The following is a 23,433-nucleotide window of genomic DNA, read 5'->3' as shown; positions in this document are numbered from 1 at the left end:
ACATTATTCTGATAACAAGTCAGGATAATAGTCCACAGAGAGGTGGATGAGTGGTTTAAGTCGCACGCCTGGAAAGCGTGTATACGTGAATAGCGTATCGAGGGTTCGAATCCCTTCCTCTCTGCCATTTTCATTTTTATAAGTTTTTCATTACTTCTAAAACCGCATATTAAAGGCTAAGTTATCAATAACTTAGCCTTTTTTGTTATTCATCTGCTTTAAATTCATTTCGGGTATATTTCAATTCTTTTATCTTTTTTGTGGTATTTTATGTGTTATTACCCAAGGAGTAACACTTCATGCCAAAAATTGTAACGCCATTAAGTCTGTCTCAAATTAAAACAGCAAAACCTAAAGAGAAGGTTTACAAGTTACCAGATGGAGGTGGGCTTGCCCTATGGATTTTGCCTTCAGGTTCTAAGTCTTGGAGGCTACAATACCGCCGCCCTGATGGGAAAATGAACACATTGACGCTGGGTTTATTTCCACGTTTCGGACTAGCAGATGCGCGGGCATGGCGAAAGGAGATGTTAGAAAAAATCAGAAATGGAACTGATCCGAAGGCAATTTCTGCGGACGTAGGAGCAGAGTTTCGTTTTGAAAATTGCTTGGTACTTTGGTTTGAAAAATGGAAGAAATCGGGTGGCAAACAAGGGATGGGTAAAAATCCGCGTTATGCAGGGCAAGTACTGTCGGCTTTAGAATTGAATGTACTACCTTTTTTTAAGGGAAAGGATATTCGTTCGATCAAGACGGCAGATATAGTAGCAGTTTTAAGGAAAATGGAAGAACGCGGGGCGCTTGAATATTTACGTCGGGTTAAAGGTGCATTGGGATTGATGTTTGATTATTTTGTAGCAGATGGATCTATCACTATAAATCCAGTCAGTGTTATTGGAAAACAAGTATTCGATAGGCCACCTGAACGTCATTTCGATACACTGCGCTTTGATGAGCTACCACTCTTAGTGGAGAAGTTAGAAACATCGAAGGGAATTGGGGAACGAGCGCGGCTATTAATTTATTGGCAACTTTTGAGTATGACGCGGCCGTCGGAAGCAGCAGGGACTCGTCTGGATGAAATTAACTTAAAGGCAGGAACTTGGGAAATTCCAATTGAAAGGATGAAAACAAGGCCGCATGTTGTCCCATTAAGTTCCGCTTTGACGCGAATCTATTTTGAGGCATTAAGATTAAATGTGAATGGAGTATTCTTATTTGAAGGTTCAGGGTTTACCAAGCCATTGTCGTCCGAGACAGTCAGATTAAAGCTTCGTACTAAAATGGGGCTGGATACGACGGCACACGGTTTGCGGAGTCTAGCACGGACTTATTTGAGAGAGGTTTATAAGGTTCGCAGAGATGTGGGTGAATTACTGCTTTCGCATGGCATTACGGATAAGACAGAACGCGCTTATGACCGATCAGAGCTTTTAGAGGAGCGACGAGAAATGCTGGAAAACCTTGGTCGAGATGTGATGGCATTACGGGAAAAGTATCGGATAAAATAGTTTTGAGGTCGTCTGAAAAGTTTTCAGACGACCTTTTTCTATATCCAAAACTTAAAAAACCCACCTAAAACCCCATCTGCTTGCCCACATATTCACTCTTTGCCAAAATCAAATCGTCATCTGAAGTGATATGTTCCTTGTGATTGTTGAGTAATGACAGCCGGAAAGACGGCATCCCCCAAAGCCGCCGTTGCCACTCCACAACGGCGGCTTTCCAAAAACAGCAAAACCAAAACCAAGACCATGTTCAAAGAACCCTGCCAAGTCATAGCAATCCACAGCCGCCCCTTATTTTTTTGCGGCTTATGGTTCATTACCGTCAGACTAAAAAATGAATACGGCTGGAAATTCGACCGCAAAGCCATGTTTGAAAGCAAAAAAGCAGCTGAAAGCCTAAAAATCGGAGACTACATCATCCCATGACCAGTCGCAACATTGAAAACCTCATAAAAATCGGCACAGTTTCCCAAACCGACCCTGTTGCCAACAGAATCCGCGCACAACACGGCGGTCTCATTACAGACTGGTTGCCATACTTTGTTCCTGCAGCGGGTGGCGTATCAATTTGGCGTTTACCTTCCATCGGCGAAGGTTGCATCATACTTTCTCCCAGCGGAGAACCCGAAAACGGAATTATTATTTGCGGCTTCTCAACCTCCCAACATCCTGCTCCATCCCAAAACCCAGATGAAACCATCATCCTCATGCCTGACGGAGCAGAGTTTAAATACAACCACGCAAAAAGCCATCTACAAATCGAAGGCATCAAAACTGCCGATATTACCGTCAAAGAAAAAGCCACCGTACACACCAAACACCTGACTATCGACAGTCCCGAGACAGACATCAAAGGCAAGTTAACCGTTGCCGGACTGCTTACATATCAGGGTGGTATGGCAGGAAGTGGTGGCGAAGGTGGAGCGGCAGCAGTTATCAAAGGCACAATACGCCAAGAATCAGGCAGCATCATCAGTAACGGGGTCAACCTAACCACCCACACCCACCAGGGCGACAGCGGCGGCACAACAGGACAGCCTAGATGACCAACGACCAAACAGGACGCGGCATCGGCTTAAAAGAACACATTGCCCAATCCATAAAGAACATACTCTTCACTCGCATCGGTAGCCGCCTCATGCGAGAAGACTACGGTAGCCTTCTGCCAGAGCTGATAGATATGCCAATGACCCAGACCGTTATAGCACTCTGCCATCAGGCTGCCGTAACTGCCATAGCGGCATGGGAGCCGCGCATTACCGTGCGCAGCATACACTTTGACCCGACCGCCGCCGCCAACGGACAACTAGCCATTACCATTGTCACGACCCTGACCGACGGCACAGAACAAACATTCCAAATCCAATAACGCAGAAACATGGCAGAAATTGACCTAACCCGCCTACCAGCCCCCAAAGTCATCGAAGAACTCGACTTTGAGACCATATTTGAGCGCAAAAAAGCGAACCTCATCGCCCTCGTCCCGGCTGGCATACGTCCAACCATTGCAGCCACCTTGAAACTCGAATCAGAGCCACTGACCATCGACCTTCAACAACAGGCATATCAAGAAATCATCCTGCGACAACGTATAAACCAAGCAGCTGCAGCAACACTTTTAGCCTTCGCACAAGGAAGCGATCTTGACCACCTTGCCGCAGCCAAAGGCATAGAGCGGAAAACCATCATCGCTGCCGATCCAACCACCACCCCCCCCACAGAAGCCGTTTACGAAACCGACGATGACCTCCGCCGGCGCGTCCAGTTATATCCAGAGAAACTCGCAGCGGCAGGGCCTCGTGCAGCATATGAAGCCCATGCCCTTGATGCCGCCCCCGATATTACCGATGCCCGCGCCGTCAGAGTGTCTCCGGGAACAGTCGCTGTTTATATCCAAACATCCAGCAACCAAGGTAGACCTAGTGGCCGTACCCTTGAAACCGTCAATGCCTATCTTAGCGACGAAATCCGACGCCCACTCTGCGATACCGTAACCGTCCACGCCGGCACCCCGAAAGAAATACGCATATCCGCCCGTATTACCTATGAAGACGGCCCAGACAAAGAAATCGTCAAAGCCCGCCAGCTTCAAGACCTCAATCAAATGCTAGAGCAGCATAAAAGACTCGGCGCACAAATTGCCTTGTCCAAAATCATTGGCGCACTTGATACAGATGGCGTCAAAAAAGTAGAGCTGACAGAGCCAAGACAAGACATCCTGTGTACAGACGGCGAATTTATAAAAATTACAGAAACCATTCTGACAGAAGCCTAAGCCATGCCGACAGTCATCCCAACCAACAACACCGACCTCCTGCAAGCCCTTGCACGCCTGACATCGCAAGAACTGGCAACTGTCTTCGACCTCACAGTCATTACCAAAAGCCGCATTCCCGACAGTTGCCCTCCAGAATTCATACCATGGCTTGCATGGGAACGCTCCATAGGCAGTGACGAAGGCTGGAATATTACCGACACCGAAATCGCACGCCGAAAACTGATAGAAAACTATATTCAAAAGCATCAGCACAAAGGGACACCATCCGTCATCCGGCGCCTTTTCCGTGACCTAGGATACGGAGAAATACAAATCATCGAAAATACCGCCAATCTTTACTGGAACGGAAACGCCGTCTTTGACGGCACACACCTATTCGGAGGCAGCAATGGAGAATGGGCGAAATACAGCATTAAATTAAGCCGCCCGGTTACCAATAATGAAGCCCAAAAGCTTCGAGAATGGTTGGAACGAATTGTCCCTCTCCGTTGCGAACTGCACAGCCTCGACTACCGGGACCACCCTATCTATTGGAACGGAGAAATCACATTCGACGGTAGTTACAACTTCGGCATAGCCTGACCCTAAAGGATAAAAAATGGCCAACGCAAAAGAACTCAACCAATACACCCAAAACGTCCGCCTCATCGAACCAGGCGACCGCGTTATAGGCGGTACTGATGCCCCAATCAATCAACCCCTGCAAGCGCTAGCTAACCGCACCTTATACCTTAAAACCCAAGTCGAATCCAAGATTGGCAATAAAGGTACGCAAGTTATAGAAGGCCAGCTCAATATTCAAACCAACGCATGGGAAAAAATCCGTTTTACCAATGGCGACGGCAGCTACTGGCGTTTTGAGACCGCCCCCGTATCTGAAGGAGAAAACGGCGCACGCTTCAATTATGTTTTTACATCGGGAAGTCGAGAAATCGGGCGCGTACACTTCCCGCGCGTATCCGGATCGGAAAGCGTCGCCTATCAAAGTTGGGTCGAAGCCAATGCCGCCCGACTTGCTACTGACAAAATGAATGTCGCCACCACCAACTACTATGCAGACCAGTCCGGAGGCTATACCAAAAGCGGATTTTACCGATCCAATGGCCGTCAGCTTGACGGAAATACCCTGCCAACAATGGAAATCCACATTGCCCATCCGGAAGTAGTGAACGGCGCACACGCCCGCGGCATCGGCTTCTCATACGGCTCGTCGTCCAATCCGTATCATCTCGTTACCTCTGCTTGGGATGCCAACGGTCGTTATATCGGCATGAGAACCGTCTTAACCGAAGAAAACGGCGTCATGCTATCAAGTGACCAAACCGTCGGCGGTATCAAAACCTTTACATCAAAAGCCGTATTTAATGCGGGATTGTCCGTATCCGGCAATGGAAAATCTGCCGATATCCATACCGGTCCCCAAGATATTTATTTGCGTAATTCCAAGAGCAGAAAATATCTGCAACTTAAAGACGACGGCACATTGACATACAGTGATGTCAAAATCGCCCTTATGTCCGACAAATCAGATGCCGTAAATCTGGACAGTACCGACAATCTTGCCACATCCAAAGCCGTCAAAACCGCCTACGACAACAGTATCCGACGCGGAGGCGCAGTAGGTTTGGGCGGGCAGAATCATCAAATTGCCATCGGTTGGGACACGCCCGGACTGATTGCGCGTGTCGATAACAACGTGATGAATGTAGGCGTCCCCGTTGGTGCCGTCGCCTACTTTGCCCAAGATGTCCCACCATTTGGATGGTTAAAAGCAAACGGCGCGGCAGTATCCCGTACCATCTATGCCAACCTGTTCGCCGCCATCGGCGAACGTTACGGCCGTGGTGACGGACGCACCACTTTCAACTTGCCCGACTTACGCGGCGAATTTATCCGATCATGGGATGACGGCAGAGCAATTGATAGAAATCGTGTCTTAGGCTCATGGCAGGCGGATGAGTTCCGCAGCCACAGCCACGGCATCGGCGTCAACCGCATGTCCGATACCGACAGGGGTAGCAATCCGTCAACCGTATCGGTTGACACTGTCGGCCAAACCGACCCGGCTGGCGGCATTGAAACCCGTCCTAGAAATATCGCCCTGCTGGCATGCATCAAGGCATAAACCGTTTAGAAAGGTAAAAAAATGACCCAAAACATCCAATGGACAAAACCCGTTTGCCAACTTGACGCCGACCATCTCTACATCGGCCAAACCACAGCCGATCTGGACATCATGGCACGCGACGGCAGCTATCTGATTCCCGCCGGTTGCATCGACACCGACCCGCCTCAAATCAGCGCAGGCAAAGCCGCCCGCTGGAACGGCGAAGGCTGGGACGTCATCGAAGACCATCGTGGCAAAACTGCCTACCGAAAAACTGATCGCACAGCCGTTATCATCGACCAAATCGGCAGCCTTTCAGACGACCTGACATTTTTAAAACCTTCCTCACGGTTTGACGAATGGGATGGAGAAAAATGGATGGAAAACCAAGACAAAAAAGCACAAATTGAAGCCGAATTTCTAAACGCGTCCAAGGCTGCTTTAATCCGCGCCATCAACCGTCAAGCCCAAAACATTGTTGCCCAAAAATCAGGCATGGACGACCTCCCCGCCTTTGAAGTGCAGAGCTGGCCTATCCAAGCTGCCGAAGCCCGCGCATGGTCGGTAGATAAAAGCGCGGCCACACCCGTTTTAGATCAAATTGCCCAATCGCGCGGAATAGAAGCAGACAAACTCAAAGCCGCCGCCCTGCGCAAAACCGTTGCCTATGAGTCCCTCTGCGCTACCGTTGCAGGCAAACGCCAAGCCATCGAGAAACAAATCGAAGCCGCCCAAAACTTAGACGAACTCAACGTCATCAACACCGAAATCAATATCTGATTTACAAGGCCGTCTGAAAATGAAATCAAACATCAAAGCCTACTTCAAGAATCTTGCCATTGCTGCCGACCAAACAATTAATGCCGTATTTGGCGGCTACCCGGACGAGACCCTGTCCAGCCGCCTCTACCGCAAAGATGTCGAAGCAAACAAGAGTCACTGGACAGCCATCCGAAAAGCAGTTGACGCACTATTTTTCTGGCAGAAGAGCCACTGCCGAGCCGCCTATTTTCGCGAAAAACATAAAGCCCACTTCCCTGAAAGTCTCAAATGACCATCCAGACAAAAAACCTGACCTTATACAAAGGCGATACCCGTATTTTCAGAATCGGCTTTGACGGTGGAGGCCTGCCATTCGAGCCTAAATCCGCGCAATGGGCAATGACCGTACGCGGGCAGACAGGCGAAGAGCTGCGCCCTCAAATCAGTGTCAGCGGACAAGAAATAATTATTACTTTCCCCGCCCACTTGACTCAAAACATCGCATGGACATTAGGCCAATACGACCTACGCGCCGTTTTTGGGGGCATCGTCTGTACCGTCCTGCGCGGAGAAATCTACATTGCACCCTCCATTACCAACGTCAGCGGCATTATCGGCGAGAGTACCGAACCCATCCGCGTCAGCATCATGGAGCAGGGGCTAGTCGTCGTATCTCCTGCCGAAGGCACACCAACCGCCGGCGTATCTCCTGAAAAAATACGGGAAATCGTAAAAGAGGTCATTAAAGAAACACAAAACGGCAACGGCAACGGCACGGAACACATACCGTCCACGCGACCTGAACAACCGGTTGCCCCTACTCCGAATCCAGCTGCATCCACTGACCTGACCGACGAAACACTGGCAGAAGTGTATAAAAAATTAGGAAATAAATAATGACATCAAAATTAGATCAAGCCGTATTAGCAATTACCGATGCAGTAGTGGCAGCAAAAGAAGAATCCGCAAAAGCCAAAAAACTTGCAGAAAATCCAAACGTGACCGCCTCTCTTGACGAAGAAGGCCGTCTGAAACTAAACGACAATACGTCCGACATCCACCTCATTACACCCGCCAAAGTATCAGAAGCAGTAGGCAATGCCTTTGCCGATGTCAAAACACCATCACTGATTATTACCGAGCAGGCCAAGTTCGAGGGCGAACAAATCGAGGCTGCCGCCAAGATTGCCATTGAAAAAGGTAAGTTCTATATCGAGGACGCCTTGACACCCGAACTGCGTAAAAAAGTTTACGACGGTTGGTACAAAAACAATCCTTCTAAAGAAGACGCATTGAATATTGTCCGTCTGATTCAGGCATGGTACGACCGTCTGCCGTCTAACGTCTTTATTTCTTCGCGCGGCGGCTTTTTCCCGGTAACGAAGAACACAGGTTACAAGCCGGAATACTACGGCGCGGACGGACGGCAAATTTCCGTCGGCGGCATGATGCTGACAGTCAACGGCCAACAGCCGTGTATTACCTTTCATCATTCCGTTTTTAATGTGTACGACTTCTCGTTGGCAGAATTTTGCGTGGAAGAAATGGGGCAGGACGTGTTCCACTTGTGCGGCAAATCCGAGGGCAACACCATTCTGCACGGCGGCAAAATTACCACCCGTGCCTATAAAGACTATGGCTATACATCGGGCATGGCCGACCCTGACAAACGCTGGATTCCGCATATCGACGGCTGGACGCGCGAAAAACCGCACATCGGCACGGGTATGGCGCTGAAAGGTACGGCGGAGGCAGGTTTCAATACCACCACACTGTCCCACGATGTTGCCCGTTACATGAACAATTCGGCTGATACATCAGGCGTACAACAACCTGAAGGATATACACGCGAAAAAATCCGCCAACTGCACATTGACGAATCGAGCCAACGCTACCGCAGCGTCGGCGGCTACTGGAATTCAGACGGCCTGTCGCAATTCCCTCAAGATGACGGCACGGTTGCGCCCACATTCGGCCTCTGGCGCGGTGGTCAGGTATGGAGTCGCGGTTACGGTTGGCGACTGTTCGACTGCAGAGGCACAGAAATCCGCTACTTCGACGTACGGGGATTCACTGGCGGCGCAGTGATTGCAGGTTTACATGGTTCTCCGTCCGGAGAGGATGTAGGCGGAGGCGAAGTCGCCAAGGCCTACGAAAAAGGCATGGTTGCCGTCAACACCCGAATCACGGGCGGATACTTTACCCACAACTATACCTGCGGGGTGGAAGCAGTCCGCGTATCAGGCTACGAACTTTGCGGCATCTTCGCACCTGATTCTGTAGTCGGACACCCCGATGCGCATCTGGAACATGTGCGTGGCTGGAATAATTCCATCGTCAGCCTTGATCCGGGTTATCAGCAATGTACATCCCGATACCTGCCAATGGACAACCTATTCATTCACGACAACGTGTTCGGTTTTGGCAAGCGCAAGGTAATGGATATTCATACCGGAAACAACGTCAAAATCGTAAACAACAGTGGCCGTGCCATGTACTACGGCATTTCCACCGTGATCGAAGAAGTATTTGCCGCGACGGACGGACGCGCCTCCAAAATTGCAGACCCGTACAGTTTCTATTACCAAGACAGCAATATCGAAATTACCGGGAATACCATTGTCAGCGGCAATATCGGCATTCATCCGATTAATGGTGCATTGGGAGTGCTTTCCCGCCGCAATCAGAAGAAATGGTGGCTGCGTTGCCGTCAACTGATTAACGACAATACGGTCTATGCCCCGCGCGGTTTGCAATGCAACTACGGGCATAACCACTTTTTGATTGAACGCAACCAGTTTACGTTTGCCCTGCCGTTCGGCGATTTTTACGGCATGCGCTACGTTTCAGGATTTGCTGTTACCAATGGTGGCAGCGGCTATACCACCGCCCCTAAAGTCATCATCACAGGAGGCGGTGCGGAAGCCTTCGGCGCAGAAGGCGAAGCAGTAGTGAAAGACGGTAAAGTTACCGAAATCAAGCTGCGCCGCATCGGCAGCCGCTACGACACACCGCCAACCGTAACCCTCGAAGGAGGCGGTGGTACGGGTGCGACGGCTACCGCAACCGTCAACACATCGACATACGGCATGAGCGTGGGCGCAGAAGCGCGTTACGGCACAATGTTGGCTGCACAAATCCGCGGGAACTACATTCAAAACTCCCCCGACGGCAACTTCATGCGCCAGATGATAATCGGCAAGTTGCGCGGCGCGTCCATTGTCGGCAATCACTGCGATATTACCCCGTACAAGAACGCCGAGCAGGGCAAAACCGAAGTGGGACAACCCTATACCGTTGACACAGTTAAATACCGAAACGGCCTACTAAGTGCAGGTTTCTACCCTATCGGCGAATTAGACAACTGCACCGTTGCCGAGAATTACATGCACAACCAACTGACCGATACAGTAGAAGTATGGACCGGCGCGCGTAACCATAAAAATACACAGACTACTGACTATGCCGCCACCCTGATGCAGGCGAAGCTGACAGATTTAGAGGCCGAAATCACTAAACTCAAAGCATCGACAGCAGGCAAAGCGTCAGAGACAGTCACACAGCCGACACCAGAAACGGCAGTACCAAAAGCTGATTCAGCAACACCTAAAGCAGAGCCTGAACGACCGGCACCCACTAATGAACAGCCCGCACCTGCCGCCACAGAAACATCCCTTAAATTCACATTTAACGGCCTCGAATCCAGCACAACAGAAGCCGTCAGCAGCAATAGTGAGGCTCGTCTGACGAGCGTCATCAATGCACTACGTGCAGGAGAGCCGGAAGGATGGGTAGGTGCATTTGGAGAAGAAGGCAACATCCGTTACATGAAGGCACAGGCAGGCGAAAACGGTAGAGGCCACCGCTATATCGAAAGTAGCGGAGTCAGTGCCACAACCGGTACTCCGACCACAGTCATTATGCCGTTCAAACTTGAAAAAGGAGGCACACCAGGGGCAGCATTTATCCTACTGCCGATAACAGGCGAAAGCCCCGCCGTTGGCGGCGTAACCGCCACTCATGGCGAAAACGGTTTTACTCTACGCATGCCGGAAAATGCCACAGTCGATGGCAAAGTCAACCGAGCAGGCAATACCTATTCCTACGGTGAATGGCATATAGCCGTTGTACCTTGGAATACCGCTTTCGACAAAATCCGTATTGGTACCAGCCACGTTGCCAATACAGGCCGTACAGTTCGAATCGGTGCAGGTTTTGAAATCGTACAAGGGGATGTGTCCAAAGCCACCGATAAAGGCGCGGCATTGATGACAGGATTTGGCATCGCCGCCGCTTAAGACAAACAAAGGCCGTCTGAAAACTTCAGACGGCCTAAAAATCCCACTCAAAACCTCCACCGCTTGCCACCGATAAAAAGCAAAGCAACAATCAGACCATCCCCAAAGAAACGGACAGCCACATGACCGCAAAACGCATGCACGGCGTAACAGCCAACGAATTCACACACGGCGCGCGCCATATTTCCGACATCGCCACCAACATTATCGGCATCGTTGCCACCGCAGAAGACGCTGATGACACAGTCTTTCCCGCTACCAAACCCATATTTTCAACATCCGTCTCTGCCCTGATTGATAAAGCAGGCAGCAAAGGAACCTTGGCAAAATCCCTAGACGCAATTGCAGATCAGGCAGATGCCCAAATCGTTGTAGTCCGCGTTCCCGGCTCAACCAAAGCACCGGAGCAGAAAGCAAACGTTATCGCAGGTATCAAAGCACTGGCGAAAGCTCCCGCACATACCGGTTACAAACCAAAAATCATCGGTGCGCCCGAACTTGACGACGCTGACGTAACCGCCGAGCTGGTTGTAACCGCCAACGCTCTTGAAGGCTTTGTATATGCATCCGCCGGCGGCGCAGAAAATATTACCGCCCTGACCCAATATAAGAACGGATTTGGGCAAAAAAACCTCATGCTGATTGACAACGAATTCATGACATTCGGCGCTTCCAAAACCCAAGAAACTGCCGCTACCGTTGCCCGCATCCTCGGCGCACGTGCCATGCTTGACCAAAAAATCGGTCCGCACAAATCCATTTCAAATACCGAAATTCAAGGCGTATCCGCCCTTAAATACCCACGCAGCTTCGGACTTCTGGACATCAACAGCGACGCCAATACCATCAACAACCTCAACATTACCACCCTCATCCGTGAAAACGGCTTCCGCGTTTGGGGCAACCGCACATGTTCTGCAGATCCTGCCTGGGCATTCGAACCAACAGTCCGTGTCTCTTCCGTAATTAAAGAGACCATCGCCGAAAGCTTTCTCTGGGCAATGGACAAACCAATGCACCCGAGCCTTATGATTGACATCATCAACAGCATCAATGCCAAGCTCGCCGAAAAAGTCTATCAAGGCTGGTTATTGGGTGCGCAAGTCTTCATCGACCCCAAAAAAATCGAAAAAGAACGCGTAGCCGGCGGTATCTTTGCCTTCGACTACGAATTTACCGTAGCCCCGCCTTTAGAGAATATCGAACTCAACCAACATGTATCAGACCGCTTTATCGTCAACCTGACCGACCGAGTTATCGAATTCGCATCTAACCTCAAACCTACCACCGTCTAAACTACCTTGCCTCCCAATAATTCCCCTCTCCCAACAGAGAGGGGTTAGGGATAGGTACCCCAAACACAAGTAATAAAGGACACCCAAATGCAGCTGCCACGCATCTTGAAAAGTTTTAACGTCTTTACCGACGGACTCAACAAAGACGGCGTCCTCATGACCGTCAAACGCCCGGACATCAAATTCAAAACCGAAGACTACACCCCGGGCGGCGGTATGGGCGAATTTACCGTCATTCATGGCATCGAAAAATTAGAGCTGGAGCTGACCAGCAAAGGTTTTGATCTTGAGCTGTTCAAATCCATCAGCCACAAAATCAATGGCAACCTCTTACGCTATCAAGGCGCATTGCACAAAGAAGACGAAGAAACCTACCAAACACTGGTCGGCGAAGCGCGTGGCCGAATTATCGAAACCACACGCAGCGAAGACAAAGCAGCCGAAGGTGGAGAGCAGACATTCAAATATGCCCTAACCTACTGGAAAGAAACCGTCGATGGAGAAGTCGTTTTTGAAGCAGACCTCATGGCGAACAAACTCATCATCGGCGGCAAAGACGTTCGTGCCGGCATTCGCGCCGCATTAGGCCTCTAAACACATACAACAGGAACAAGTAAATGCAAGAACCAAAAATCAAAATCAACCCCGACGATACCCTGACCGTAACCCTGACCGACGGCAAAGCCTACACTTTGCGCGAACCGCTGGCCAAAGATATGGCAGGCATGGGACAAGACCTCATCAAAATCAAACACACCGAAACTGTTCAAAAGCTCCTCTCAAAAATCAGCACCCCAAAAATTGGCATGGCGCAATATGGCGTATTAGGTATGGCAGATGTACAAGCCCTCAATGCCGCTATTGATTTTTTTTCAGCCGCACCTTCGGCGAAAGCAGAGATTCAGGAAGCCTTTGCCGATTTGGGCTATACCCATGCTTCCGATACCGAGCCGGCCAGTTCGCCGACCTTATAAAAGCAGCGCCCGACATCTGGCAGGCTGAAGAAGATGAAGACGTTCCTGCGTTTTACCCAATAGACGACGCCCTTGCCCTCTGCGCCATTACTTTCAAAGGAGGTATCGGCTGGTTCGCAGGACTAAATCTTTTTACCCTTAACCGCTGGGCTGCCAAAGCCGCCGAAATCCAACGCGCACGCCAAGGAGACGGACAATAAAAAAGGTCGTCTGAAATCAATTCAGACGACCTTTTCAATCGACAAAATAATCAAGGAAGCATCCATACCATAAGGGCAATGACGGCAACAAAAAGCCAAAATAATGCGCCATACCACCAAATGACAGAATCAACTGCATTCAAAACCGAATCTGCCAAGATCTGATTTTTCATTTTCCGTTTCATCTTAAAGCTCGAGCCATGACAGACAAGACAATTAATATTATCCTCAAAGCCGCCGACAAAGCAAGCAAAACGTTTGACAGAATTAAAAAAAGTAGTAGCGGGCTGTCGGGCGAATTGGCGAAAAACAAAAAAGAAATGCGTGATCTTGAGCGCGCCCAAACCGCACTGGTAAAAATCGGCAAGGCAGAACAATATTTCAACCGTCTGAATGAGCAAATCATCCGTAATTCTGCCGCCACAAGCCGTCTTACTGCCGAAATCGACAAAACGGGCGTTGCCACAAAAAAACAGGCGGCAGAACTCAAAAAGCTGACCCGTGAAGACGAAAGGCTGAATAACGAATACGAAAAACAATCCGCGCAGCTAAAACGCTACAAAGACCACATGGAAAAAGTCGGCGTATCCGGACAAAACCTTGAAAAAGAGCAGGCAGAGATTGCCGCCCGAATGCAAAAGACTACTGCCCAAATCGAAAAGCAGTCTACCGCCTTAGAAAAGCTGGAAAAACGGCAACAGAGTCGAATCAAGGCCGCAGCCATCGCAGGTATTGCATCGGGTGTCTCATCATGGACAAGTAGCAAGGCTGCCACCATGAGGCAAGGTGCAGGGCATGCCATCAATACAGCCATGTCCGAAGAAGATGCAATGCAGGGACTGATCCGCCAAGTCGGCAGCCTCAAAAATACAGACGGCAGCCTCAACCACGCCGAAATCGCCAAAATCCGCGCTGAAGTCCAAAAACTAAGCGGTGAATTGCCCATGGCAACGGTTGAGATCATGAATATGATGACTGCCGGCGCGAAGATGAATATCCCACGCCAAGAGCTTGCAGCCTACGTTACCGAAGCCGTCAAAGCTGCAAATGCCTTTGAAGCAGCAGACCCGGGGGCGCTTGCAGAAGAGCTGGGGCGCATTCGCCAAAACTTCAAATTATCCAAAGAAGCCGCTTCTGAACTAGTCAACGTCATGAACTACCTTGATGACAACGCACTGGTTGCAGGCGACCAGCTCATCAGCTACATGAACGAAGTATCAGGCAGCATGGGTTTGGCGAAAATGAACGAGAAGCATGTAGCGGCTCTAGGCTCCGCCCTTATATCCGCAGGTGTAGATGCTTCCACCTCTGCCAAAGCGGTTGGCAGCCTTATGACAAGGCTGGGTACCGCGCCTGATATGAAACCCGTACGGGAAGCCCTGAAAAGCATAGGTATAGACGCAAAATCCGTCCAAAAAGGCATGGTCGAAGACGCGCAAGGTACGCTTGAAAAAATCATTGCCGCCGTTCAACAAATGCCGAAAGAGCAACAAGCAGGCATTCTCAAAGGCTTGGCAGGCGGCGAATATAACCGCGTATTTGCCCAACTCATCGCCAATACAGAGCTTTGGCGCGAGCAAATACGCCTTGCCACCTCCCCGGACGCATTAGGCAGCCTCGACAAAGAGTTCGAAATTCGTGTCAACGCCATGTCGTCCAAATGGCAGATGTTCAAAAATAAGCTCTTCAATACCGAATCAGGCTTTGGGCGCAGTATGTTTTCAGGCTTAGAGTACGGCATGAATGTCATTTCAGGCTTATTGGATAAATTCAACGAATGGTCGGCAAAAAATCCAGAGGCCGCCGCCAAACTTGGAAAAATCGCATTTTATGCAACCGCAGCAATGACCGCCTTAGCAGGGCTGGCCGCAGTTATTGCCGCAGTTGCCGTCCCCTTTGCCGCCGCCCGCATTGCCTTTGGCGGATTCGGCATGAGTATTCTTAAAGTATTAGGCATTGCCCTACGTTTCATGACATTAAATCCCATAGGCCTTGCGCTGACTGCCCTAATCGGCATCATCTATCTCGTTTACACCAATTGGGATACATTGACTGCCGCCTTCATCAGAGGCTGGGAATGGATTAAAAAAACATTCGCCCAAAATCCCATCCTATACGCCCTGACCGGGCCGATTGGCGCAATCGTTGCACTGGCCACACACTGGGACCGCATCAAAAACGCCCTCATCATAGGCTGGGGATGGATAAAAAAAACATTCAGCGGCAACAACCCCATATCCTACGCCCTCTCCGCCGCCCTAGGCCCAATCGGTATCCTCATCAAAAACTTCCAAATCCTCAAAAACGTCGCTACTAGCGCATGGGAATGGATGAAAAAAGCCTTTTCCACCAAACCGACCGCACCGGGAGGCAGCGCAGCCGGTTATGGCGTAGGCGCATACATTCCCAACAAAGGATATTCCACAGGCGGTTACACAGGAGCGGGAGGTGTCAACCAAGCGGCCGGTATCGTGCATAAAGGCGAGGTTGTCTTCAATCAACAGGATGTAGCCCGCTTCGGAGGATGGCGGGTTCTGGAAAAAATCCGCAAAGCAGGCTTGGGCGCATTGCAGAGCATTATCCCCGCCGCAGCTGAAGAACCGCGCCCTTCCCTTGTCGGAGCAGTTCCCGTATCGGCAGGATTAAATCACACAAACGCAGGCGGTATGACCGTCAACATTACCATCAACGGAGGCAGCCAAAGTCCAGCCGACATCGCCCGCGAAGTTGCCCGTCAGATTAAGCAGATTGCAGACCAAGCCGCACGTCGTGCCCGTAGCGCATTTTCAGATGACTGACACCAAAAAAGGACACTACCATGCTTGCCACATTAGGATTCTTCCCCTTTCTCATCCGTACCATCCCCTTTCAAACCATCAACCGCCAAAGCGGCTGGAAGCACCCAAATCAATCCACCGTCGGCGGCGGTATTAATCCCACCCAATACCTAGGGCCGGAAACTGACACCCTGACCCTGTCAGCCGAAATGAGGCCGGAAATCACAGGGGGAGACACCTCCCTGGCCATGCTCCACCTCATGGCAGAGCGTGGAAAACCATACAACCTCATCCTCGGCACAGGTCAAATAATGGGCGCATACGTCATCACATCCATTAAAGAAGACAGAAGCCAACTCATGCACGATGGCAAAGCCCGTTCCATCAGCTTCAGCATAGAATTAAAAAAAGTATCCGACAGCCCGCTGGGACTAAAAGGCAAAGCCCTTCAGCTTGGCGTATCCATCGCCCGCAGCATTGCAGGAATCTGACATGACCGCACTTACCCAAATCAAAGACCAAGCCGTCAAAATCTTCAACACCATTACCGACACCGGCGGCAACCATCTAACCCCCGTCGCCAAGCTGTCCATCAACGGCAAGCCGTTCAATACCGACGCTCTCTCCCGCATCATCTCCATCAGCCTGACCGACAAAAGCGGCTTCGAGGCGGACGAACTGACCGTCAGCCTGTCCGACCACGACGGCAAGCTCGCCCTGCCCCCGAAGTCTGCCGAGATAACCATCGCCCTGGGCTACATCGAAACAGGCATTGTCGATAAAGGCAGCTACAAAATAACCGAAGTAAGCTGGAGCGGCGCGCCCGACACCCTGCACATCACCGCCCAATCCGCCGACACATCAGACCGATTTTCAGAGGCAAAAGAAAAAAGCTGGCACAAAACCAGCCTGAAAGAAATCATCGAATCCATTGCCGCCGCCAACGGCTACACACCAATCATCGGCAAAGCCTACCAAGACGAAAAAATCGACCACATCGACCAGAGCAACGAATCCGACGCCGCCTTCTTGTCGCGCCTTGCCGAACGCTACGACGCCATCGCAACAGTCAAACACGGCCGCCTCCTGTTTGTTTCATCAGGCGAAGCCACGACCGCCGGCGGGCAGCCGTTGCCCACAATCAGGATTACCCGCAACAGCGGTGACCAATATGCATTCAGATACAGCAATACCGAAAGCTACAACGCCGTCCGCGCCTACTACATCGACAAACAGACAGGTAAAAAGCACGAAGTCGTCATTACCGAAGACAACTACGACCCCGTCAAAAAAACCGTTACCACCACCAAAAAATACAAGACCAAGCGCAAAGACGGCAAAACCCACAAAACCACCACCAAAGAAGTAACCGAAATCAAACAGGTGGATACTGCCGGCAAAAAAATCAAAACCCTGCGCCATACCTACCAAAGCCCCAAAACCGCCGCCACCGGCGCGCGCGCCGCGTACAAAAAACTAAAACGCGGCGCAATGGAATTCGATATTTCCCTAGCCATCGGCCGCCCCGACGTCGCCCCCGAAAGCCCCGTAACCCTACAAGGATTCAAGCCCGAAATCGACGCAGAGAAATGGGTCGGAAAAGAAACCGTCCACACCCTCGACGGCAACGGACTGACGACCGCCGTCAAACTCCAAAGCCTGATCGACGTACCGATTGTCCTCTACGAAGGCGAAGTCAGCCCAAACTTTGCCGCCGCAGTTTCCAAACCCTGACCAAAACAAAAGGTCGTCTGAAAAAATCAGACGACCTTGTTTATCCATAGCCAACATCAAGACGGCACATCCTTAATCTGCTCGTCAATCAGCTTCTTCAGCTCATAGCGTTTATCATCCGCCACAATCAGGCGTGTCAATTCATCATTGGCAAACAGAAGAACCTTCATACTCTTATGCGACGTGCGTAGAGCCTCCAGCCTGACCGTAGAAGCGATTTTATGGCTGGCCGCAATAATACCAAGTTCCGCCAGACCGCTGCTGGATTCGATTTTGGACACAAACGCCAAAAAATCATTCTTATCGACAGGAGCGGAAGGACGGTTTTTTGCCTCCACAAAAATATACTTGCCGAATTTAGCTAAAAACGCATCATCAATATCATTGCGTAAAATCAAATCCACTTCCGAAGTCGCATCCGTTACCCGTTTCCGAATAAACTGAAAACCGATCTGTCCGAAAAGATTGACAAGGAAGTCCTCAAACAACACACCCTTGCGGAACGGGTCCTTTTCATTTTTGGCAGAACTGTACGCATTCAGCAACATCTTACTGTTTTCCGAAAACTCACCGTCCCGTTTTTCAAAATAACCGGCAACCGTCCGTTCCAATTCCGGCACCCATTCCGCCATCGATTTTTTCTCCGACACCGCCAACACGCTGCCAGAAGTCATCAGGTCCTGCATCGCCGTTAAAAACTCCGGCAGCCATGCCGACACGATAATAACCTTCGCCAGAGGATTGTTTTCCAAGATACGGCGGCATATTTCCAAGCCGTTGAACGGATAATCATCCATCCGCAGATCCACAATCGCCAGCGAGCAGAAGCGGTCGGCAACTGCCTGCATAATCTCATGTTCGCCGCTCAAAGGCTCGAACACATATCCATTCCCGCCCATACGCTCATTAAGCTGTTTTGCCAGCCCGTCGGCCTGAATCTTTTCATCATCGATAACAAAAATATGCTTATACATCGTCCAATCCTATAAAAGGCAGGGTAATCAGGAAACGCTTCGAATATTCCGCCCTGTCTGACGGCACACATTCAACCGTTCCCTTCAACAATTCACAAATATAACGTGCATGGTAAAGTCCGATGCCGCTACCTTCCGTAGTAGAGTATCCATAATCGAAGATTTTGTCGAGACAGATTTGCTCAACAGCTGCGCCCGTATCGTAAACCGAAAAGAAAAGCTCATGGTTTTCCTGATCGATGTCAACCGCAAACAACACCTCGCGCCGCTCGAAATCCCGCAAATGGCGGCAGGCATTAATAATCAGATTACTGAATACCTGAAGCAACGAATGAAAAGGATATTTAGTCCGCAAATCGATGTCTTCCAGCAATTCCTTCGTGAACAAAACCCCGTTTTCCTCCAGCATCGAACGAGTCAAAGCCTCCGTCGCGCCAATCAGGCTGTTGACCTTGAAAATCCCGTCCCGCCCGTGCGGCACAAGCTGCGCAAAATTGCCCATTACCTCCCGAATCATGTCCAACTGTACCCGCAGACTTTCCAAATGCCCCTCAGTAATCTCGTCCGCCCTATAGCTTGTCAAGATGACATCCATGTTTTGAATACAGTTTTTCATATCATGGCCGAGGAAATTAGACAGCGCGGCAATATGCAGATTATGAGATTCCTCTGTTGCCGCCATATTCCGTTGCAGTGTCTCGATGAGAAGCGTATTGCTGTTTACCGTTTTCTGTAAAGCATCCAATTCTTTTATGATTGCCCGCCGCCCGTTGCTCATCTTTTTTACGGGTTTACGGTATTGAGGCAGCGGAAACAAGCCTTTTGAATCCGTCATCACGCTTTCTCCCTAAAAACATCAAACAACCTTTCCAGCTTTTCCAACTGGTTCGTTTCCTCATCTGTAACCTTTCTGTCTGCTTTTGCGACATTGCGCGCATATTCCAGCACCGAATCACGCCAATCGGGGAAACGCTGATTAATAGCACGGATAGCAAAAGAAAAATCCATAGAATCCGGCACGGGCCAAGACTTCATAACGCCAAGCGAATAAGCGAGGAAATCATCGCCCATTTCCGATTTGTCCGTCAGCCATTGCGCGATATACCGCTGTTCAGACGGCGCATATCTCCCGTCGCAGTACGCGATATAAACCAACACATCCACAATCGGCTTCATCTCCCGAATAAAAAAATCCATCTGCCGTTCGGGAGCCTCTTCATACCGTTCCTGCAAACGCCGTCTGAAAAGCGAAGGTTCGACAACTTCGCCGGTTTCCAAATCCACCAGTCCCATAATCGACTGATATTTAAACGTCCTGACCATTTTCCGCTCATGGCAAAACGCCTGCACATAACCGTCTGAAAGATTGGCAACAAACTTGCGGACATCGATAACCCGTCTGCTTCCGATTCCTTCAGCATTGACATATTCAATTTCAAAACTACCGCCGACAGGCAGCAGTACAGGTTTATCTTTCATCGTAAAGCCATTCTTTTTTAACCATGTTATGAAGAGATAATTCAGACGGTGTCAGTTTCTGTTTGCCCGCGTCGTTCCGCCCGTAGACTAATATCGCGCCCGAACAAGCTGCCCAATGGAGGCGGCGTTCAAAATCAAGGTTTCGGGCAGCAGCGAGTGCGGCTTTAAAATCTTTCCGAATCAGACCGCCTAAAAATTCCTGCCCGAATTTGAGCAACAATTTTTCAGGTTTGTCTGCGGCGGTTTGGAATTCGCCTTTATTTTTGTCTGATTCAGCCCCTGCTTCCGCCTCTTCGTCATCTGTTACTGACAAATCAACCCCGTTCAGAGCGAGCGCTGATTTAATAATTTGGTTGTATCTCAAATTCCGCGTCCGCGTTACCGGTTCAATATCGACCAGTGCTAGCAGTGCCAGCACAGCATCGATATTCTCTTGCACGGTCTGCTTCAATTGAATTTGCCGTGAGTGCAGTTCTTGCAAGTCCAATTTCACACCGTCTTGCCTGTCAGCCTGTTGACCACTTTGTTTTCCCATATTGCACTTCCCTAATAAACAAAATCACTAAATATCCAAAAAAACCAACGGCCGCACCTTCCAAAACTTACCGTGAATTGAGCCGATTCACAAAATTCAAATCAAAATCCCGACAAATGCCATGCGCCGCGGACTTTGCCGCAGATGGTTAATTTTTCCAGTCCATCGCCTTCGATGGTTTCCGTTCTGTATAACGGGTTGTCGCTGATGACCAGCAGGCCGCCGCCAACGGAGGCTTGCAGGCGTTTGGCTTTTAGGCCGTCTGCGAAGGACAGGAGGTAAATGCCCTCTCCTTCGAATGAGTGGACGGAGGTATCGACGAAGAGTACGTCGCCGTCCTCGATGGTGCCTTGCATGGAATCGCCGCGTGCCGTGATGACTTGGATACGGGATAGGTTGCCGCCGAGTTTTTCGCGCGCCCATGCTTTATCGACATGGACGAAATCGACCACCTCCACTGCTTCGTTGTTGATGTAGCCGTCTCCAAGCGCGGCAACCACGTCCAACCGCTCAAAACGTATGCGGTCGTCAGCGAGGCTGTCTGAATCTTCAGACAGTACTTTTGTTTGGGAGACTTCCTGATAAGGCAAAGGGAATCCTGAAATTTTAGATATTTTTACCATCGTTTCAAAAGTTGGCTTGTTTCGTCCTTTTTCTATTGCATTAACGCTGGCTTTAGTTGAGAAGCCAAGCTCAAGTGCAAAGTCCTCTTGAGTCATCCCAGCTGCTTTTCTTGCCTCAGTAGCCCATTTTGCCAAATCGTAAGTCATAAAATTCTCCATGTTTTCAGCATTGTAAATTTTAAATAGACAAAAAACGGCTACTAAAAGTTTACTTTTCAGGTTATTTAAAATATACTTTCTCAAAATTAAGGAGATGTTATGAATTACCTAGAAAAAGCAATCAAAGCTGCTGGCGGTCAAGCAGCATTAGCCGAAAAACTTGGAAAAAAACGTTCCACTGTAAATAGTTGGGTAAAGGGTCGCAATAAAATGCCAGCTGAAATTGCAGTTGAAATTGAGAAGCTTGGGTATGGAGTTCGGCGGGAAGATTTAAGACCAGACGTATTTTTATAATTTACTTTTGAAAGACTGAATAATTTCAGACGGCATCAACCCCAACCAAGGAGTAGAAAAATGAAACATGTTGCAAATGTTATGAGAATGAATGATTGGAATACAAATCAGGAAAGCACGGTAGGGCGAATCTTTGTCAAAGGGCGCGGGAAAACCAAAAAGCACCTGATTGTATGGCTGAACGGTAACGAAGAAGTGTTTGGCGGTAACTATTACGACGCATGCGCTTCCGGACTGAGTGCCCATCCGTGGAATTTCATCCGCCCCGTCTAATATTTAACCTGAACGGTGTAACGGAGTGATGACAAAGCGGAAAGACGCTTGACCCGCCGGACAGTCGGCATCAACCCAAAAAGGAAACGTCATGTGTCAAAACTGTATTCACAAAATCGAAGGCAGACTGTCTCTCAAACAACACGTCCACGCCGAACCCTGCCCCAAAACAAGCGCGCCGGAAGAACTAGCCACTGCCGCCGTCGAGGTCAAATTTTTCGGCGAAGAGCTTGACCTGATGGAATCGGCGGCCTGCGCGGCGAATAAGTCATTGAGCGAATTTGCCGCCGAAGCTGCCTTGGAATATGCGGAAATGTATCTGCGTGCCTTTGAAGACGCATCGGCAGACCTGAAACGGAGAAATGAAAATGGCGCAGCGCAACATCAGTAAGGCGGAACACGGAAATATGCGGGTACAGATTACCTGCCCTTGCTGCGGCAGCCGCTGCAAGGTAACGGCGAGTCGGAAGATGACAGACCGCCTCCGTTATAGCTCGATTCAATGCCTGAATGCTTCGTGCGGCTGGTCGGGCGTGGCATCGACGGAAGTCATCAAAACCATTTCCCCGCCCAGCCCGCTGCATCAAAACCCCGCCTTGGTGCCACCGCAGATGACGGCAGACGAAATCATCGAACAACACGGCGGCAGCAGTCAGAGAAATTTGTTGTAAAGGGAAAGAAAAATGAACGGCGAAATCGTCCCGACGTGGAAGTCGGCACCGCAGCGGGTTCGCTTTTTTAGAACCAAAGCCCAAGCCCGCGCCATGTGGAATATCGGCAAAAAGCTGGCAAGCAGTAAAACTGAAAACGCAAAAATCATGAACGGCTTGGAGCGCGACGCGCTCTTGGAACGAAATACAGGCCGTCAGCCGTTGGCGGCTTACAACGATGCCGAAGTCGTCAGAAGTTGGCTGGTTACACCGGAGCAAAGCAAGGCTCTGGAAGATAGCCAGCGGTTGATAAAGGAAATCGCCCGACTGGGCAATATGTTGAATCAGCAAAACGTAGTGTACAGCTTGGGCTTGCCGGTTCTCCAGCTTTCCGAAGCCGCCAGACAGCTTGAAGGCATAGACGAAAAAATAGCCCGCGCGGTATATGCCGGCAGAAAAATGAAAGTAAACCCAGTTTCAGACGACCTTAAGGCTGCCTGAACCCGACCAAAC

General features: G+C 49.9%; 27 protein-coding genes and 1 tRNA gene. 23 read left to right on the top strand and 5 right to left on the bottom strand.

The annotated features are described in order from the left end of the window. Positions 1 to 36: 36 nt before the first annotated feature. The 18 genes from ACTHUM_RS06760 to ACTHUM_RS06675 all read left to right on the top strand — a co-directional run bounded on the left by ACTHUM_RS06760 (position 37) and on the right by ACTHUM_RS06675 (position 17,933). Positions 37 to 127, top strand: a tRNA-Ser gene (locus ACTHUM_RS06760). 172 nt (positions 128 to 299) lie between these two features. Then, complete coding sequence (locus tag ACTHUM_RS06755; protein ID WP_107792038.1) at positions 300 to 1,511, top strand: tyrosine-type recombinase/integrase; 1,212 nt, start codon at positions 300 to 302, stop codon at positions 1,509 to 1,511. Positions 1,512 to 1,664: 153 nt separating this feature from the next. Beyond that, positions 1,665 to 1,934: a hypothetical protein gene (locus tag ACTHUM_RS06750; protein WP_107792039.1), complete on the top strand. Its 270-nt coding sequence runs from the start codon at positions 1,665 to 1,667 to the stop codon at positions 1,932 to 1,934. Continuing rightward, entirely contained in the window at positions 1,931 to 2,554 is a 624-nt protein-coding gene (locus tag ACTHUM_RS06745; protein WP_107792040.1) for a phage baseplate assembly protein V, read from the top strand. The genes ACTHUM_RS06750 and ACTHUM_RS06745 overlap by 4 nt, the downstream gene beginning before the upstream one ends. Beyond that, the gene (locus tag ACTHUM_RS06740; RefSeq protein ID WP_070647033.1) at positions 2,551 to 2,877 is read left to right on the top strand and encodes a GPW/gp25 family protein; all 327 of its coding nucleotides are present in this window, start codon (positions 2,551 to 2,553) and stop codon (positions 2,875 to 2,877) included. The genes ACTHUM_RS06745 and ACTHUM_RS06740 overlap by 4 nt, the downstream gene beginning before the upstream one ends. Before the next feature lie 9 nt (positions 2,878 to 2,886). Then, the gene (locus ACTHUM_RS06735) at positions 2,887 to 3,783 is read left to right on the top strand and encodes a baseplate assembly protein (RefSeq protein WP_150540469.1); all 897 of its coding nucleotides are present in this window, start codon (positions 2,887 to 2,889) and stop codon (positions 3,781 to 3,783) included. Positions 3,784 to 3,786: 3 nt separating this feature from the next. After that, positions 3,787 to 4,368, top strand: coding sequence for a phage tail protein I (locus ACTHUM_RS06730; RefSeq protein ID WP_063075574.1), 582 nt, complete (start codon positions 3,787 to 3,789; stop codon positions 4,366 to 4,368). Positions 4,369 to 4,384: 16 nt separating this feature from the next. Then, positions 4,385 to 5,911, top strand: coding sequence for a tail fiber protein (locus ACTHUM_RS06725; protein ID WP_440392571.1), 1,527 nt, complete (start codon positions 4,385 to 4,387; stop codon positions 5,909 to 5,911). A gap of 21 nt (positions 5,912 to 5,932) precedes the next feature. Next, complete coding sequence (locus tag ACTHUM_RS06720; RefSeq protein ID WP_063075572.1) at positions 5,933 to 6,673, top strand: tail fiber assembly protein; 741 nt, start codon at positions 5,933 to 5,935, stop codon at positions 6,671 to 6,673. 19 nt (positions 6,674 to 6,692) lie between these two features. Beyond that, positions 6,693 to 6,947 carry a hypothetical protein gene (locus ACTHUM_RS06715; protein WP_063075571.1) on the top strand — a complete coding sequence of 85 codons (255 nt, stop codon included), beginning with the start codon at positions 6,693 to 6,695 and terminating at the stop codon, positions 6,945 to 6,947. Beyond that, the gene (locus ACTHUM_RS06710; protein WP_063075570.1) at positions 6,944 to 7,552 is read left to right on the top strand and encodes a hypothetical protein; all 609 of its coding nucleotides are present in this window, start codon (positions 6,944 to 6,946) and stop codon (positions 7,550 to 7,552) included. Before ACTHUM_RS06715 ends, ACTHUM_RS06710 begins: the two co-directional genes overlap by 4 nt. Then, positions 7,552 to 10,953, top strand: coding sequence for a type IV pilus assembly protein FimV (locus ACTHUM_RS06705; protein ID WP_440392572.1), 3,402 nt, complete (start codon positions 7,552 to 7,554; stop codon positions 10,951 to 10,953). The genes ACTHUM_RS06710 and ACTHUM_RS06705 overlap by 1 nt, the downstream gene beginning before the upstream one ends. A gap of 122 nt (positions 10,954 to 11,075) precedes the next feature. After that, positions 11,076 to 12,248: a phage tail sheath subtilisin-like domain-containing protein gene (locus tag ACTHUM_RS06700; RefSeq protein ID WP_063075567.1), complete on the top strand. Its 1,173-nt coding sequence runs from the start codon at positions 11,076 to 11,078 to the stop codon at positions 12,246 to 12,248. Between the two features lie 87 nt (positions 12,249 to 12,335). Then, positions 12,336 to 12,842 carry a phage major tail tube protein gene (locus ACTHUM_RS06695; RefSeq protein ID WP_063075566.1) on the top strand — a complete coding sequence of 169 codons (507 nt, stop codon included), beginning with the start codon at positions 12,336 to 12,338 and terminating at the stop codon, positions 12,840 to 12,842. Between the two features lie 23 nt (positions 12,843 to 12,865). Then, positions 12,866 to 13,222, top strand: a complete 357-nt coding sequence (locus ACTHUM_RS06690; RefSeq protein ID WP_070647002.1) for a hypothetical protein — start codon at positions 12,866 to 12,868, stop codon at positions 13,220 to 13,222. A gap of 400 nt (positions 13,223 to 13,622) precedes the next feature. Next, the gene (locus tag ACTHUM_RS06685) at positions 13,623 to 16,220 is read left to right on the top strand and encodes a phage tail tape measure protein (RefSeq protein WP_440392573.1); all 2,598 of its coding nucleotides are present in this window, start codon (positions 13,623 to 13,625) and stop codon (positions 16,218 to 16,220) included. Positions 16,221 to 16,240: 20 nt separating this feature from the next. Then, positions 16,241 to 16,690: a phage tail protein gene (locus ACTHUM_RS06680; protein WP_063075563.1), complete on the top strand. Its 450-nt coding sequence runs from the start codon at positions 16,241 to 16,243 to the stop codon at positions 16,688 to 16,690. Between the two features lies 1 nt (position 16,691). Next, the gene (locus tag ACTHUM_RS06675; RefSeq protein WP_063075562.1) at positions 16,692 to 17,933 is read left to right on the top strand and encodes a contractile injection system protein, VgrG/Pvc8 family; all 1,242 of its coding nucleotides are present in this window, start codon (positions 16,692 to 16,694) and stop codon (positions 17,931 to 17,933) included. Between the two features lie 56 nt (positions 17,934 to 17,989). Here ACTHUM_RS06675 and ACTHUM_RS06670 read toward each other — a convergent pair whose 3' ends face one another. The 5 genes from ACTHUM_RS06670 to ACTHUM_RS06650 all read right to left on the bottom strand — a co-directional run bounded on the left by ACTHUM_RS06670 (position 17,990) and on the right by ACTHUM_RS06650 (position 21,691). Beyond that, positions 17,990 to 18,907, bottom strand: a complete 918-nt coding sequence (locus tag ACTHUM_RS06670) for a response regulator (RefSeq protein WP_063075561.1) — start codon at positions 18,905 to 18,907, stop codon at positions 17,990 to 17,992. Then, on the bottom strand, positions 18,900 to 19,742 hold the full coding sequence (locus ACTHUM_RS06665; RefSeq protein WP_063075560.1) for a sensor histidine kinase: 843 nt from the start codon (positions 19,740 to 19,742) through the stop codon (positions 18,900 to 18,902). The genes ACTHUM_RS06670 and ACTHUM_RS06665 overlap by 8 nt, the downstream gene beginning before the upstream one ends. Next, positions 19,742 to 20,386, bottom strand: coding sequence for a TerB family tellurite resistance protein (locus ACTHUM_RS06660; RefSeq protein ID WP_063075559.1), 645 nt, complete (start codon positions 20,384 to 20,386; stop codon positions 19,742 to 19,744). The genes ACTHUM_RS06665 and ACTHUM_RS06660 overlap by 1 nt, the downstream gene beginning before the upstream one ends. Beyond that, complete coding sequence (locus tag ACTHUM_RS06655; protein ID WP_063075558.1) at positions 20,376 to 20,921, bottom strand: hypothetical protein; 546 nt, start codon at positions 20,919 to 20,921, stop codon at positions 20,376 to 20,378. The genes ACTHUM_RS06660 and ACTHUM_RS06655 overlap by 11 nt, the downstream gene beginning before the upstream one ends. A 101-nt stretch (positions 20,922 to 21,022) precedes the next feature. Continuing rightward, on the bottom strand, positions 21,023 to 21,691 hold the full coding sequence (locus ACTHUM_RS06650) for a S24 family peptidase (RefSeq protein ID WP_107792098.1): 669 nt from the start codon (positions 21,689 to 21,691) through the stop codon (positions 21,023 to 21,025). A 111-nt stretch (positions 21,692 to 21,802) separates the two neighbouring features. Here ACTHUM_RS06650 and ACTHUM_RS06645 point away from each other — a divergent pair, with 111 nt between their 5' ends. The 5 genes from ACTHUM_RS06645 to ACTHUM_RS06625 all read left to right on the top strand — a co-directional run bounded on the left by ACTHUM_RS06645 (position 21,803) and on the right by ACTHUM_RS06625 (position 23,421). Further along, positions 21,803 to 21,997 carry a transcriptional regulator gene (locus ACTHUM_RS06645; RefSeq protein WP_063075557.1) on the top strand — a complete coding sequence of 65 codons (195 nt, stop codon included), beginning with the start codon at positions 21,803 to 21,805 and terminating at the stop codon, positions 21,995 to 21,997. A 60-nt stretch (positions 21,998 to 22,057) separates the two neighbouring features. Next, on the top strand, positions 22,058 to 22,270 hold the full coding sequence (locus ACTHUM_RS06640; RefSeq protein ID WP_063075556.1) for a hypothetical protein: 213 nt from the start codon (positions 22,058 to 22,060) through the stop codon (positions 22,268 to 22,270). A 91-nt stretch (positions 22,271 to 22,361) separates the two neighbouring features. Beyond that, complete coding sequence (locus ACTHUM_RS06635) at positions 22,362 to 22,661, top strand: hypothetical protein (protein ID WP_063075555.1); 300 nt, start codon at positions 22,362 to 22,364, stop codon at positions 22,659 to 22,661. Beyond that, positions 22,639 to 22,941, top strand: coding sequence for an ogr/Delta-like zinc finger family protein (locus tag ACTHUM_RS06630; RefSeq protein WP_159068341.1), 303 nt, complete (start codon positions 22,639 to 22,641; stop codon positions 22,939 to 22,941). The genes ACTHUM_RS06635 and ACTHUM_RS06630 overlap by 23 nt, the downstream gene beginning before the upstream one ends. A gap of 12 nt (positions 22,942 to 22,953) precedes the next feature. Further along, positions 22,954 to 23,421, top strand: a complete 468-nt coding sequence (locus tag ACTHUM_RS06625) for a hypothetical protein (protein WP_063075553.1) — start codon at positions 22,954 to 22,956, stop codon at positions 23,419 to 23,421. Positions 23,422 to 23,433 lie beyond the last annotated feature (12 nt).

Source organism: Neisseria sp. P0021.S006, assembly GCF_051956895.1.
This window is presented reverse-complemented; position numbering and strand designations above follow the sequence as displayed.

What these genes read in the sequence shown, in the direction of transcription:
- ACTHUM_RS06755 (WP_107792038.1), top strand. Translation starts at nt 300, where the DNA reads ATGCCAAAAATTGTAACGCCATTAAGTCTGTCTCAAATTAAAACAGCA.
- ACTHUM_RS06750 (WP_107792039.1), top strand. Translation starts at nt 1,665, where the DNA reads ATGACAGCCGGAAAGACGGCATCCCCCAAAGCCGCCGTTGCCACTCCA.
- ACTHUM_RS06745 (WP_107792040.1), top strand. Translation starts at nt 1,931, where the DNA reads ATGACCAGTCGCAACATTGAAAACCTCATAAAAATCGGCACAGTTTCC.
- ACTHUM_RS06740 (WP_070647033.1), top strand. Translation starts at nt 2,551, where the DNA reads ATGACCAACGACCAAACAGGACGCGGCATCGGCTTAAAAGAACACATT.
- ACTHUM_RS06735 (WP_150540469.1), top strand. Translation starts at nt 2,887, where the DNA reads ATGGCAGAAATTGACCTAACCCGCCTACCAGCCCCCAAAGTCATCGAA.
- ACTHUM_RS06730 (WP_063075574.1), top strand. Translation starts at nt 3,787, where the DNA reads ATGCCGACAGTCATCCCAACCAACAACACCGACCTCCTGCAAGCCCTT.
- ACTHUM_RS06725 (WP_440392571.1), top strand. Translation starts at nt 4,385, where the DNA reads ATGGCCAACGCAAAAGAACTCAACCAATACACCCAAAACGTCCGCCTC.
- ACTHUM_RS06720 (WP_063075572.1), top strand. Translation starts at nt 5,933, where the DNA reads ATGACCCAAAACATCCAATGGACAAAACCCGTTTGCCAACTTGACGCC.
- ACTHUM_RS06715 (WP_063075571.1), top strand. Translation starts at nt 6,693, where the DNA reads ATGAAATCAAACATCAAAGCCTACTTCAAGAATCTTGCCATTGCTGCC.
- ACTHUM_RS06710 (WP_063075570.1), top strand. Translation starts at nt 6,944, where the DNA reads ATGACCATCCAGACAAAAAACCTGACCTTATACAAAGGCGATACCCGT.
- ACTHUM_RS06705 (WP_440392572.1), top strand. Translation starts at nt 7,552, where the DNA reads ATGACATCAAAATTAGATCAAGCCGTATTAGCAATTACCGATGCAGTA.
- ACTHUM_RS06700 (WP_063075567.1), top strand. Translation starts at nt 11,076, where the DNA reads ATGACCGCAAAACGCATGCACGGCGTAACAGCCAACGAATTCACACAC.
- ACTHUM_RS06695 (WP_063075566.1), top strand. Translation starts at nt 12,336, where the DNA reads ATGCAGCTGCCACGCATCTTGAAAAGTTTTAACGTCTTTACCGACGGA.
- ACTHUM_RS06690 (WP_070647002.1), top strand. Translation starts at nt 12,866, where the DNA reads ATGCAAGAACCAAAAATCAAAATCAACCCCGACGATACCCTGACCGTA.
- ACTHUM_RS06685 (WP_440392573.1), top strand. Translation starts at nt 13,623, where the DNA reads ATGACAGACAAGACAATTAATATTATCCTCAAAGCCGCCGACAAAGCA.
- ACTHUM_RS06680 (WP_063075563.1), top strand. Translation starts at nt 16,241, where the DNA reads ATGCTTGCCACATTAGGATTCTTCCCCTTTCTCATCCGTACCATCCCC.
- ACTHUM_RS06675 (WP_063075562.1), top strand. Translation starts at nt 16,692, where the DNA reads ATGACCGCACTTACCCAAATCAAAGACCAAGCCGTCAAAATCTTCAAC.
- ACTHUM_RS06670 (WP_063075561.1), bottom strand. Translation starts at nt 18,907, where the DNA reads ATGTATAAGCATATTTTTGTTATCGATGATGAAAAGATTCAGGCCGAC.
- ACTHUM_RS06665 (WP_063075560.1), bottom strand. Translation starts at nt 19,742, where the DNA reads ATGACGGATTCAAAAGGCTTGTTTCCGCTGCCTCAATACCGTAAACCC.
- ACTHUM_RS06660 (WP_063075559.1), bottom strand. Translation starts at nt 20,386, where the DNA reads ATGAAAGATAAACCTGTACTGCTGCCTGTCGGCGGTAGTTTTGAAATT.
- ACTHUM_RS06655 (WP_063075558.1), bottom strand. Translation starts at nt 20,921, where the DNA reads ATGGGAAAACAAAGTGGTCAACAGGCTGACAGGCAAGACGGTGTGAAA.
- ACTHUM_RS06650 (WP_107792098.1), bottom strand. Translation starts at nt 21,691, where the DNA reads ATGACTTACGATTTGGCAAAATGGGCTACTGAGGCAAGAAAAGCAGCT.
- ACTHUM_RS06645 (WP_063075557.1), top strand. Translation starts at nt 21,803, where the DNA reads ATGAATTACCTAGAAAAAGCAATCAAAGCTGCTGGCGGTCAAGCAGCA.
- ACTHUM_RS06640 (WP_063075556.1), top strand. Translation starts at nt 22,058, where the DNA reads ATGAAACATGTTGCAAATGTTATGAGAATGAATGATTGGAATACAAAT.
- ACTHUM_RS06635 (WP_063075555.1), top strand. Translation starts at nt 22,362, where the DNA reads ATGTGTCAAAACTGTATTCACAAAATCGAAGGCAGACTGTCTCTCAAA.
- ACTHUM_RS06630 (WP_159068341.1), top strand. Translation starts at nt 22,639, where the DNA reads ATGGCGCAGCGCAACATCAGTAAGGCGGAACACGGAAATATGCGGGTA.
- ACTHUM_RS06625 (WP_063075553.1), top strand. Translation starts at nt 22,954, where the DNA reads ATGAACGGCGAAATCGTCCCGACGTGGAAGTCGGCACCGCAGCGGGTT.